Source organism: Paraburkholderia sp. CNPSo 3274, from assembly GCF_024206475.1.
Lineage (GTDB): Bacteria > Pseudomonadota > Gammaproteobacteria > Burkholderiales > Burkholderiaceae > Paraburkholderia.
The window spans coordinates 1-12,419 of sequence record NZ_JAMBPR010000079.1 but is presented as its reverse complement, the minus strand read 5'-3'; the positions used below and the strand labels follow the sequence as shown (position 1 = coordinate 12,419).

Genomic DNA, 12,419 nt, shown 5'->3' with positions numbered 1-12,419 from the left:
ACACTGCCTTCGCCTGTCTCGAAGCCGGGCGATCTAACGTCTTGAAGCGCGCTTCAGTGTCTGCGATGGCGTTTCGCCGAAGAGTTGCTTGTAGTCGTTGGAAAAGCGGCCGAGATGCGAAAAGCCCCAGTTCATCGCGATGGAAGAAACGTTGCGCTCCGAGTAGTCCGAGAGCATCTCGCGCCGTACCGCTTCGAGCCGGTGCTTCTTCAAATACGCCATCGGCGCAAGCCCGAAGTGCTGCCGGAAGCCTTCGAACAACTTGTAGCGCGACACGCCCGCAGCACGCTCGATGTCTTCGAGTGCGATATTCTCACGTGCGTTGTCGTGAATGAACTGTTTCGCTCGCAACAGGTAGTGCGGACATGAAGGCCGCATCGCCTCGGCAAGCGCATTCGAGTAGTTATGCGGCTGAGCAAGCAGCAGCCCTTTGATCAGCGCCTGCTCGAGATCCCCTGCCATCTGCTGATGATTGAGCAACGGCCCCGCCTGTCCCATCTCGGCCAGCAAGAACTTGACCATGCGCCACCAGGCCGCCTGGTCGCCTTCGGCGGCATTCATCTGGGGCTCAAAGGTCAACGCAGCGTCGAGCGGGCGTTGCAGAAGTCCCTCGAGCACCTGACGCAGGGCCGGAATCGGAATCGAAACGATGATCTTGCGACAGTTGCCCATGATCGCAAGGTCCTGCGTCTCATGCGGCGACAGAACGAGGCCCCTGTCCTGGTCCGACAGCCACAGGCGGCCCTGCGCCGCGAGCTCCTGCTGGCCGGTGAGAGGCAGGCTGACGCTATAGCTGTTTAGCGGCGCATCATTGTGCACCGAGACGGTGACATCGGTACCGTACTCCACATACCCCAGCGTGCTGGCCATGGAACGCATCACCGTTCCAGAATGATGGAATTGCAGTTCCTTAGGGCTGCGTACCTGCAGCCCATGGGGTCCGCAAATCGACGCCATCCATTCCCGCGCGCCCTGAAGATCTCGACTCAGCGCGTCAATACCTCGACTGTCGTTGAAAGCGGGGGAAGGCATGGCGTTTCACGGGAGGTTGACGAATGCTCAATGGTAAACCACCCCGTGCCCAGACAAAATACCGAAACACCCCAAGGCGCCCCGGCATCAGCAGCGTCAGGAGGACGACTGCGCGCTGTTGCTGTCCCCGAATTTTTCGTAGTAAAGACGGCCTTCCAGTCGTTCGCTTGCAAGCCACGTCTTGATTGCCTCGACCATCGGCGGCGGTCCGCAGACATACATGTCGAACGGGTTCGCTTCCAGCATCCCGCGGTCGAAATGTTCGGGAATAAGCCCCGTCTTGCCCTGCCATGCTTCAGAGGGATTCATCACAACGATATCGCACGCGAAGTTCGGGATGCGCTGCTCGTAGGACTTCAAACGATCGAGCTCGCATAGATCCCGCGCGTTCGTCACACCATAGTACAGATGGACCCTCTGGCCACAGCCGCCCTTGTGCGCGAGATCGTCGAGCATGCCCAGAAATGCGGACAGACCCGTACCGCCTGCGACCATCACCAGCGGCCGCTCCACCTCGCGTAGATAGAACGTGCCCAGCGGCGCCTCGAACTCGACCGTCTGGCCCGGCTGGCAGCGCTCGCGCATATAGTTGCTCATCGCGCCGTCGGGCAGCAGACGGATCAGGAACTGGATCTGGTTTCCGTCCTCAGGCCGGTGCGCGAACGAATAGGATCGCCAAACGTCCGCGCCCGGCACCTTCACGCGGGCGTACTGGCCCGGCAGAAAATCGAGCCGCCCGGGATGGGCACTCGCGTCCAGATGCAGGATCGCCGTCGTTTCCGAGACCTGCTTCACGGCGGTGACCTTGCCAGTTTGCAAAGTAGTCCGGCTCGCGCCACAAAGGCTCGAATCGAAGTCGAAGTAGAAGGACGCATCGGATTGCACGCGCGTCTGGCAGGACAGGATCTTGCGCGCAGCGAGGTCGTCGGCAGACAGCGTCTCTTCGTCGACATAGTCCTGCGTATAGCTGCCCGATTCGCAGCGCCCCTGGCAAGTTCCACACACGCCCTCACGGCAGTCGAGCGGGATGTTGACGCCATTGCGCAGCGCGGCGTCGAGCAGGAGCTCACCTGCTCGGACATCGAAGAACGCCGTCTTGCCATCGGCAAAACTGAAGGCAACCTTGTGGCTCATCTCGTGGCACTCCCGCTTACAGATGGTAGAAATCGAGCACTGCGTTGATCGTGTCGTTCAGCAGGAGCACGTGCTTGCGAGCGATTTTCCAGGTCTCGCCGGCTGGGCGCAGCTGGTAGGTGACGTGTCCGAAGAAGTGTTCGGCAACGCCATGCCGGGCGTAGAACGTGGCCCAGTTGGCCTTGACTTCCAGCTCGCCGCGTTCGCGCTCCGAAATGCGGACGTTGGTGATCTGGTGCAGCGTGCGCGGCAGCGGCGTCGACGCCGCCGACTTTCCCGTGCGCAGGCGGAACACACGATCCTCGAGCCCCGTGCGATTCGCATAGTAGATGAGCGACATGCCGCGCTTCGGGTCGGTCGTGTACACATGCTCGAAGTCCCACTGGGGTACGTGAAATTCGCTGTTCTCGTCGAAGAGGGCGAGGTACTCGTCCCAGCTCTGCGCGTCGCAGAGCTCGGCCTTGCGATAGAGAAACTGCTCGACCGATTGTTGCAGGGTGACGGACATGGTTCAGGCCTCCTTCGTAACGTTCGACTTCTGTGCGAGCCCCTTCTTGAGGTAGGTCTGCCACGCACCGTGCTGGTTGACGTAAAGCCCCTCGTGGGTCAGCTCCGTGCCGCACATCACAGGTTCGATGCCGAGCAGGCGCGTATTTGCCGTCTCGCCTGCCACCCACTTGTGGTGTCCGCGAGAGATGTCGCTCCAGCGCTCGAGGCGCGCCTGGAAGCCGCGTTGCTGCTCGCGGAACTCCACGAGATCGTCCGGCGTGCCCATGCCCGAAACATTGAAGAAGTCTTCGAACTGCCGAATACGGCTCTCGCGATCCTGATCCGATTCGCCCTTCACGCCGATGCACTGGCTGGTGACCTCAGTCTTGTTCCAGGCGACCGGACGCACGATGCGAAGCTGGGAGCTGATCTGATCCATGAAAAAGAGGCTCGGATAGATGTTCAGGTTGCGCAGACGATGCATCATCCATTCGGCCTTCTGCTGCCCCTGTGCCTCGACGAGGCGCGGCATGACGCTGCCGTAGCCCGGACGCACACTGGGGTTCGGCATGTCGCTGAACAGCACGCTATGGCCGTTCCTGAATGCGAACCAGCCGTCGTCGGTCTCGGAATCGCCTGCGCCAAGCTTGCTGTAGTCGAGCGTTCCGCTCGTCGCACCGCCCTTCTGGGCGTTCGATTCGTGGCGGTGCTGCACCGTGGCGACGTAGTTGTAGTGCACCGTGCTCACGTGGTACCCGTCGAGGCCGTTTTCGTTCTGCAGCTTCCAGTTGCCTTCGTAGGTGTACGTGGACTTGCCCGGCAGCACCTCGAGCTCGCCCGTGGGCGATTGCGCGACCATCATGTCGAAGAAGATGCGCGCATCGCCGAGATAGTCCTCGAGCGTGTCGGTCGCATCGGCGTCGAGGCTGATGAACACGAAGCCCTTGTAGCTTGCGATGCGTGCTTTTTTCAGGCCGCGCGTGGATTTGTCGAAGTCGTCGCAGTATTCACCTGGCGCCTTGACCTTGACCAGGCGTCCGTCGCTCTTGTAGCACCACGCATGAAAGGGGCAGGTGAAGGTCGACTGATTGCCTTTGCCCATACGCGTGAGGGTCGCGCCGCGATGCTGGCATGCGTTGATCATCGCGTTGAGCTGACCGTTGCCGTCGCGCGAGATGATCATGGGCTGACGGCCCGCGCGCATCGTCATGAAGTCGTGGGGCTTGGGGATCTCGCTCTCGTGGCACGCGTAGATCCAGGTTTTCTCGAAGATGAACTCCATCTCCAGGTCGAACAATTGCGGCTCCGTGAACATCTCCCGCGCAATACGATAGACGCCCTCTTCCGGACGGAAATCGAGGCATCCGCCAATGAATTCCTGCCATTGCGACGTGTTTTTCTCTGCACTCACGATGGGTTCTCCTCCTGCTGTTCAGCGGTCTTGCGACCGGGTTCTTGATGAGCTGGATTGAATACCCGATTCAGTGCGGACGCTATCCACCTGGTCGCCGTTCGCTATCCGCTTTTTTTGCAGCGATTTTTTTCCGCTTTGCTGGGCGCGTCTTCGCGACGCCGCACAACCGGCCCGGCGCCTGGCGTTTCGCGACCGCGCCGGAATAAACGGATAGTGAGTGTCCAGTAGACGGATAGCGCCCGCGCGCGCCCGGATATCTAATGCCGTCAGTGCCCCAACATGCCCACCGGGGCGACCGACACCGAGCTCTAGCGCCTACAAGCTCATGTCCACCAGATTCCACGTACATCACTGAGCTTCTCCCATGACCGCAACGACGATTGAACGTATCGAAACCCGCCTCGTCGATCTGCCGACGATTCGCCCGCACAAGCTCTCGGTCGCGACCATGCACGGACAGACGTTGATGCTGGTGAAGGTGTATTGCGGCGATGGCGTGGTCGGTATCGGCGAAGGCACCACGATTGCCGGGATGGCTTACGGCCCGGAAAGCCCCGAGGCCATGAAGCTGGCAATCGATGCTTACTTCGCGCCGGCGATGATCGGCCAGGATCCCACGCGCGTCCAGGCGTTGATGGCCCACCTCGGCAAGCTCGTCAAGGGCAATCACTTCGCGAAGAGCGCACTCGAAACTGCGTTGCTCGACGCGCAAGGCAAGCGCCTTGGCGTGCCCGTGAGCGAACTGCTGGGCGGGCGCCGCCGCGAACGGCTGCCGGTTGCGTGGACGCTGGCATCGGGCGACACGGCGAAAGACATCGCCGAAGCTGAATCAATGCTCGAACTACGCAGGCATAACGTGTTCAAGCTGAAGATCGGCGCAAGGGAGCCGAGGACCGACATCCGTCACGTCGCCGAGATCAAGAAGGCGGTGGGTGAGCGCGCGGCAGTACGGGTGGACGTCAACATGGCCTGGAGCGAGACGCAGGCGGCATCGGCCATCCCTGCGCTGGCTGACGCGGGCTGCGAACTGGTCGAGCAGCCAGTGGCCTCTGCCGCGGCGCTCACGCGCCTGATGCGCCGCTTCCCGGTGGCATTGATGGCCGACGAAATCCTTCAGGGCCCGGAAAGCGCGTTCGGGATTGCGAAGAATGCGGGCGCCGACGTGTTCGCCGTCAAGATCGAACAAAGCGGCGGACTGTTCGCCGCACAGCGCGTAGCCGCGATTGCCGATGCGGCCGGTATCGAGCTCTATGGCGGCACCATGCTCGAAGGCGCGTTCAGCACGGTCGCCTCGGCACATCTGTTCGCGAGCTTCGCCAACCTGCAGTGGGGCACCGAACTGTTCGGCCCTCTGCTGATCACCGAAGAGATCCTGACCGAGCCGCTCGACTATAGGGACTTCGCCCTGACCGTGCCCAATCGGCCCGGCCTCGGCATCGAACTGGACGAAGCGAGAGTCAAACGCTTCACGCGCGATGGCCTCATGAAGGTCACCCGATAATCCCTACCCCTGACACGAGGACGCTGGACCATGCTTTTCCACGTACGAATGGATGTGAAGCTTCCTGCCAACATGCCGGCCGATGTCGCTAACGAAATCAAGGCGCGAGAGAAAACGTACTCGCAGGAGCTACAGCGCAGCGGAAAGTGGCGCCATATCTGGCGTCTTGTCGGCGAGTACGCGAACTACAGCATCTTCGACGTTGGGAGCAACGCGGAGCTGCACGACATCCTGAGCGCTCTACCGCTGTTCCCGTACATGGAGATTGAAGTAACCCCGTTGTGTCGCCATCCGTCGTCGGTGCGCGACGGCGACGCGTGAACCGGAAATGCTGGCGTTTTAAAGGATGCACCCACCCGCGTCATTCCCCCCAATACCAACTGGAGACAGTGATCATGAGCGTAAGCGTATTCGAAACCAAGGAAGTACAGGAACTGCTGAGGGCAGCCACAAATATCGATAGCGACGACGGTAATGCACGTTTCAAGCAGATCGTCCACCGCCTGCTGGGCGATCTCTTCAAGGCCATCGACGATCTCGACATTACTCCCGACGAAGTCTGGACCGGCATCAATTATCTGAACAAGCTCGGCCAGGACGGTGAAGCGGCACTGCTGGCCGCAGGCCTTGGTCTGGAAAAGTATCTCGACATCCGCATGGACGCATCGGACAAGGCGATCGGCATTGACGGCGGAACCCCCCGCACCATCGAAGGCCCGTTGTATGTGGCGGGCGCGCCCCTACGCGATGGCGTTTCGAAGATCGACATCGATCCCGACGCCGATGCGGGTCCGCTCATCATCCACGGCACCGTCACCGGCCCGGATGGCAGGCCGGTCGCTGGTGCCGTGGTCGAATGCTGGCACGCGAATTCGAAGGGTTTCTACTCGCACTTCGACCCGACGGGCGCGCAAAGCAACTTCAACCTGCGCGGCGCGGTCAGAACCGGCGCGGATGGCAAGTACGAGTTCCGCACCCTGATGCCGGTCGGCTATGGTTGTCCTCCCCAAGGCGCGACGCAGCAGCTGCTGGACGAAATCGCCCGTCACGGCAACCGTCCTGCACACGTGCATTTCTTTGTCACCAGCGAGAGGCAGCGCAAGCTGACGACGCAATTCAACATCGAAGGCGATCCCCTGATCTGGGACGATTTCGCCTATGCCACGCGTGAAGACCTGATTCCTCACGTCGCGGAAAAGACCGGCGGTACGGCGTTGGGCCTGAAGGCCGACACGTACAAGGACATCGAATTCAACATTTCCCTGACCCCGCTGGTCCAGGGCAAGGATAACCAGATCGTCGATCGCCCTCGCGCTTCAGCCACAGCGTAATTGGCCGAGCCGGCGGCGGCGCCGCAACGCTGCCGCCGGTCAGTGTAGTGAATTGGCCGCTGTTACCCGCGGGACGCGTGCTAGCTGATAAGCCGACGGACGAAAGTCGACCGTAGAAGGCGTGGGATCGGCTAAATTCCGAATATGTCGCTAGCTGTCCAGAAGCGCTGATATGCGCAACGTCCACGAATCATCCGTCTAATCCAGCGGCGTCAAAAAGATGAAACGGCTATTGCGCTGACGCGTCGCCCGTTTCCGTGTAGAGCGGGTTTGTGCCCGTCAGGAACCAGGTGTGCAGCGTACCTATGCCTTTGACGTCAATCTCGCCTCGCTCCTCGAACAGAAAACGATCACCGAGAAGGCTCCGCGTGGCGTCGGTAACCTGCACACGCCCCGCCACGCTGTGGGACTCCATTCGACTGGCGGTGATGACTGCAGCGCCCCACAAGTCATAGATGAACTTTCGCCTGCCGATGACACCGGCGACCACCGGTCCGCTATTGATGCCAATACGCAATTGGAGGCTGTAGCCGTGGCGTCGATTGAATCGCGCAAGCGCATCGATCATATCCAGTGACATATGAGCTGCCCTCCCTGCATGGTCGGGAGCTGGGTCTGGCAGCCCACATGCTGCCATGTACGAATCACCAATCGTCTTGATCTTTTCAAGGCCCCAGTGGTCGGCGATGTTATCGAATTCGCCGAAAATCTCGTTGAGTAAAGCGACTAGTTGCTCCGGGTCCATGAGCGCCGAAAACTGCGTGAACGCCACAATATCAGCGAATAGAACCGTGACATCCGTAAAACTATCGGCGATGATTTCAGGAATACTGTCGGCGATCAGGTCCGGGCGCGCTTTGAGCCGTTCAGCGATCGGATAGGGCAGCAGATTGAGCAATAGCCGCTCCGACATCTTTTGCTCGACAGCGAGCTTGTCATAGAGGCACTGGAGCTCGTCGCGCTGGCGCTGGATTAACTCCCAGCTTGCCTGCAATTCCTCGTTCTTACGCGTAAGCTCGGCTTCGGCGCGTTTTTTCTCAGTGATATTGCGGCCCTCAGGAAGCAGGAATACGACGTGACCGTTTGAATCTTTGATCGGCAAGATCGAAAAATCGACGACGATCGTCTCCGCACCCGCTAACTGACCGTAGACTTCGAAATCGCAGCGGACGAACTCTCCTTCGCCAGCGCGGTGAATTAGTTCCCGGAGCAAGGCCTGTGTCTGCCCCGAAACGACCCACCAACGCGCCTCCCAGAACGGCTTACCACGAATGTCATCCATTCGTATCCCGGCGGCTTCAAGCGCAGCATGATTGATCTCGAGCATTGTCCCGTCCGTATCCAGTAGACCTACGAACTGATACATCGCGTCAAACATGATGCGCGCTAACTTATTCCGCTGTGTCTGGAGGTCATCGCCTGCAGAGAACGTCACGTCGCCCACCCGAAATTCCGCGACGTCAGAGAAACTCTGGAGATGGATCGCAGCCATGCGTCACCTCTTGCGCCTCCGGCATCCGGTGCAGCGCTTGCTCACCAGATTGCTTTCAGCATGCTATCGATCTGATGCTCCCAGTGTACCCACTCGCGCAATGAAGATGCGAGTATTGGTATTTTCATACAAATACAATGCGTGCGCGGCGCGCGCTCCAAATCCAGCTCAACATCATCTTTAAGCCACCGGCAACGTACTCTGCATTGAGTTTGTTGGTGACCAGTTCGAGAGCCTCACTGATTCTGAAGCCCAGTCCACACAGTTGCCTCGGCTCAGAACCGGTTGGCGTGAAATGGTCTCAGACCCACGATCGTCGGCGCACCTGTCATCATCTCCGCGATCAGCTGGCCGGTAACCGGCCAGAGCGTCAGACCATAGTAGGCGTGTCCGAATGCGAACCAGAGGTCGTCGTGCTTCGGCGCTGGCCCAATGACCGGCAACATGCGGGCGTGCAGGGGCGGCAACCGCGCCACGGCGCGGGATCCGCCCGCGCGCTGAGCGGGAAAATGCCGCGCGCGAGCGCCTCGTCCGCTTCGAGCTGAACCGGGGTCCTGGCCGTATCGCGATAACCCAGCTCGACACCTGTCGTCAGGCGGACGCCGCGCAGCCTCGGGGGAATCAGAAAGCCCGCTTCCTCGTCGAGAACCGGCTGGTTCAGTTTTGCCCCATTTGTCACGGCATAGTGCATGTGATAGCCGCGTTTTACCGCGATCGGCAAGTCGCAGCCGATTTTCGCCGTGAGATCGCGTGACCACAGTACCATCTCGACGACAGCCGAACTTGCCTGCAAGGGGTCGTCCTTCGTTATGAGGGGCGAAAAGGTAACTCTTTACTATCGCTCACTCAGAATTTATGGCGAAGTGATGCCATCACCTGGATCTGCTTATCTGTCGTCGACGGTGAGGCCGTAAACATCACGACTTTCCCTCCACCCAGTGAACGCAGTCCAACTGTCGAGAGGACGACGTCAGTTCGTTTAGCAGGCTGTTGAAAAGCGCCTCGTCATGAAGACCGAAGCAATGTTCAGGAGTGTTTCGCGTGCGATTTCCCGCTGAAATCCGGATGCGCCGGCCAGTTCGCGCAGGCAATTCGCCTGCGCGGCGATGCCGCGCCCCTCAGGCCACGCGCCCTGGCGGCTCATTGCAACGCTCCCGTGAGCACCTCGTCCATTATTCGTGCCATGCGCGTGAGGTTGCTCGCGACCATCGTCAGCTTGAAGTGCTAGTCGACCCGCTTGATGCCGCGATACACCGTCTGCCGGATCCGGCCAACCGTCTTGCCCCAGCCGGAATGTTCCTCGATACGCTTGCGGATCACCTGGCTCATCTGGTATCCCGCACGCCGCGATGTACGCTCATCGATGGCGCTGCCGCCCGCGCGCGCATCATTGCGTGCGACATGCGGGGTCACGTTGCGCGCCCGGCAATCGTTCACGAAGTCATGCGTGTCGTACGCCTTGTCGGCGCCGACTGTCTTCGCGTGAGTACCCGGTACGCAGTCGAGCAGTCGCAGCGCATTGGCCCGCTCGGCGAAGCCATCTGCATGGCTGACAACGGCGCCGACCACGAGCCCCGAGCGGTTCTCCATCAGGATGTGCCCCTGGTAACAGAGGATGGACCGGACTCTGCTTGCTCTTCTTGTACAGGCGCGAATGCGCATCAGTGCTCGACTCATGCGTCTCATTGCTGCGCCGCTCGCCCTTCCAGTCGGCCTCGGCGTTGCGCCTGCCACCTGGCGGCAGATCATCCGATCCGTCCTTGCGGCGAAAACTCTTGTGACTCGCCCATGCCTGGATCAGCGTGCCGTCCACCGAGAAGTGCTCCCGGGACAGCAGGCCCTGCTTGTCCGCCAGAGCCATGACTTCAGTAAAGAACGATTCCACGACCTCGTGCTCGAGCAGTCGGTCGCGGTTCTTCGAGAAGACGGAGTGGTTCCACACCACGTCCTCCATTGCCAGTCCGACAAACCAGCGGAACAGCAGGTTGTACTGCATCTGCTCCATCAGCATGCGCTCGCTGCGCACCGAGTAGAACACCTGCAACAGCAAGGCACGCACCAGTTTCTCCGGTGCGATCGAGGCCCGACCGCTATCCGCATAGATGATGCTGAACAGCCCATTAAGACGCTTCAACGCCTGATTGACCAGCAGCCGGATGGGGCGCAACGGATGATCGGCCGGAACGAAGTCCTCGAGCTTGACCGTCGTGAACAGGGCTTCCTGCATCTCATCCATCCCACGCATCGAATTCTCTGCCAAAAATCATGAACACGATATCCATAACGCTTGGCCCCGGAACCCCGTTTACACCGGAGCAAAATTCAACAGCCTGTTAAGGAAACCTTAAGACTATAGGCAGTGAAGGTGAGACATTTAGCCAAACTGAATCTTGCTGCGCCTTGCCAGTGACGCATTGACCGAGATCGTTTGACGTGCGGAAAAGCTTGTTCCGAGTCCGCCGACCCGCATAGCGGGGGAAATCTCATTTGGATTGCAGATAGACGGCCACGGCCTTGGCTTGTTCGTCATTCAAGGCGTGCGCCACTGCACTCATCACGGGCGCATTCCCACGCGTGCCATTTTTGAAAACTTCGATCTGATGCAACAGATATTCCTTGTGCTGCCCGGCCAGACGCGGGAACGTGCCAGCCCCCTGGGCCTCCGCGCCGTGACATGTCGCGCAAGCCGGCACGCCCTTGTCCGGCACACCGCGTTCGAAGATTTCCTGCCCTTGGGCCGTCAAGGTGGTATCGCCGGTCGCGCCTCGTGTTGCCGGCTGGTGCGAGAAATAGTCGGCCAGCGATTTGACGGCGGCGGCGTCCAGCAGTGCGGCCATGCCCCACATGTAATCGCGGGCGGTGTTTTCACCGCGTGCGTGCTCGCGGAATCCCTTCAACTGGGCTTCGATGTATTCGGGGGTCTGCGCGTTGAGCTTCGGAAACATTGGCGATTCGCTACGCCCGCCTACACCATGGCAGCCAGAACAAATCTGCATGGCAATGCGGGCGCCATCCTCGCTTTGTGCGAGGGCTGGCGTCAAGGCGAGGCCTGCAGCGGCAAGCAACGCAATCACGGGCATTCGTGGACCGAGAATCATTTTTTATCAGCGTTGTCTTCAATTCGAACGTATGGAAGATGTCAAGCCGTCCAGGCAGCATAGGATATTTTCAAACTCAACGCGGAGGGAAAGTTGAAGGCGGACGTGTTGTGCCACACATGCGACCGGTGCGGGTACGTTGCCACACGCAGCGGCGCCTGAGTGGCGAATCCCAAGTGTCTCGATCACGATCGGGCCGCTCCGTGAAGCGCTTTGGCATGGTACATGCCTACCAAACGGGCCCAGCTTCTTCGTTTGCGCGGTGCAGCAAGAAATTGCCCGACCGTCTCATGTACGCTCAACGGCCGGTCGTGAACGTCGGCTGAGTCGCCCCCGTGGGACCGGGCACTAGCAGAGTGATTCCACAGAAGCAGCCATTTGCGGAGGTGCCATGCAGTACCCCACGATTCACCTCCACAATGGTCGAGCACGGCTAGTGGGGGCGCGCAAATGGCTGTAGTTCCTTTGGAACCAGCCGGTGAAACTGGGCCCGATTGACGGGCAGACTCGACCCATTACATCGAGCAGCAGTCGGCCAAGCTCGAGCGTGAAGTGCGCGACGACCTGACCACGCGCTACGAAGCGCTGTGCGTTCATTACGGGATGCAACCTACGCGAAACAAACGTGGCACCGCCCACGAGTATGGTGCGGTAAAAAATATGTGCTGCTCGATAACGAACTAGGCCAAGGCGGTACCTTTGTGGAAAGCGAACAGCACATATTATTCGGTTACAAGGTGCGGAGGAAGGTCATCAGGTCGGGCTGATCCCGCCATTGCTTTTGTCCTTCGGCACCGCCTTCCACTTCGCATGTCGCTAGCGCCCGCGCCTTTGTTTCCAGATTGATCTCGGCGTAGATATTGGTCGTCTCCAACGAAACGTGCCCAAGCCAGCCGCGTATCGTATTGATGTCGACACCGGCCTGGAG

10 protein-coding genes and 2 pseudogenes are annotated in these 12,419 nt (G+C 60.0%); 3 read left to right on the top strand and 9 right to left on the bottom strand.

What is annotated here, in order from left to right; all coding sequences use genetic code 11:
* Positions 1-33: 33 nt before the first annotated feature.
* The 4 genes from M3I54_RS36150 to antA form a co-directional block, all read right to left on the bottom strand.
* The gene (locus tag M3I54_RS36150; RefSeq protein ID WP_309249670.1) at positions 34-1,032 is read right to left on the bottom strand and encodes a helix-turn-helix domain-containing protein; all 999 of its coding nucleotides are present in this window, start codon (positions 1,030-1,032) and stop codon (positions 34-36) included.
* Positions 1,033-1,128: 96 nt separating this feature from the next.
* Positions 1,129-2,166, bottom strand: coding sequence for an anthranilate 1,2-dioxygenase electron transfer component AntC (gene antC / locus M3I54_RS36145; RefSeq protein WP_254344431.1), 1,038 nt, complete (start codon positions 2,164-2,166; stop codon positions 1,129-1,131).
* Positions 2,167-2,182: 16 nt separating this feature from the next.
* Positions 2,183-2,674: an anthranilate 1,2-dioxygenase small subunit gene (gene antB / locus M3I54_RS36140; protein WP_254344430.1), complete on the bottom strand. Its 492-nt coding sequence runs from the start codon at positions 2,672-2,674 to the stop codon at positions 2,183-2,185.
* A gap of 3 nt (positions 2,675-2,677) precedes the next feature.
* Positions 2,678-4,066 (bottom strand): anthranilate 1,2-dioxygenase large subunit, encoded by a 1,389-nt coding sequence (gene antA / locus M3I54_RS36135; RefSeq protein ID WP_254344429.1) that lies wholly within the window; start codon positions 4,064-4,066, stop codon positions 2,678-2,680.
* Between the two features lie 367 nt (positions 4,067-4,433).
* Between antA and M3I54_RS36130 the strand changes: the two genes are divergently transcribed.
* From M3I54_RS36130 to catA, 3 genes are all read left to right on the top strand, one after another.
* Positions 4,434-5,570, top strand: a complete 1,137-nt coding sequence (locus M3I54_RS36130) for a muconate/chloromuconate family cycloisomerase (protein ID WP_254344428.1) — start codon at positions 4,434-4,436, stop codon at positions 5,568-5,570.
* Between the two features lie 30 nt (positions 5,571-5,600).
* Entirely contained in the window at positions 5,601-5,891 is a 291-nt protein-coding gene (catC, locus tag M3I54_RS36125) for a muconolactone Delta-isomerase (RefSeq protein ID WP_254344426.1), read from the top strand.
* Positions 5,892-5,965: 74 nt separating this feature from the next.
* Entirely contained in the window at positions 5,966-6,901 is a 936-nt protein-coding gene (gene catA / locus M3I54_RS36120) for a catechol 1,2-dioxygenase (protein WP_254344468.1), read from the top strand.
* Positions 6,902-7,130: 229 nt separating this feature from the next.
* On the opposite strand, the gene M3I54_RS36115 is transcribed toward catA, so the two are convergent.
* From M3I54_RS36115 to M3I54_RS36095, 5 genes and pseudogenes are all read right to left on the bottom strand, one after another.
* On the bottom strand, positions 7,131-8,393 hold the full coding sequence (locus M3I54_RS36115) for an adenylate/guanylate cyclase domain-containing protein (RefSeq protein ID WP_254344424.1): 1,263 nt from the start codon (positions 8,391-8,393) through the stop codon (positions 7,131-7,133).
* A gap of 275 nt (positions 8,394-8,668) precedes the next feature.
* Positions 8,669-8,869, bottom strand: a complete 201-nt coding sequence (locus M3I54_RS45230; protein WP_375542274.1) for an FAD-dependent oxidoreductase — start codon at positions 8,867-8,869, stop codon at positions 8,669-8,671.
* 664 nt (positions 8,870-9,533) lie between these two features.
* Positions 9,534-10,638 (bottom strand): annotated as a pseudogene (locus M3I54_RS36105) (IS5 family transposase).
* Between the two features lie 238 nt (positions 10,639-10,876).
* A complete protein-coding gene (locus M3I54_RS36100) occupies positions 10,877-11,473 on the bottom strand; it encodes a c-type cytochrome (RefSeq protein WP_254344467.1) in 597 nt (198 codons plus the stop codon).
* A gap of 748 nt (positions 11,474-12,221) precedes the next feature.
* A pseudogene (locus M3I54_RS36095) lies at positions 12,222-12,419 on the bottom strand (integrase); the annotation flags it as partial.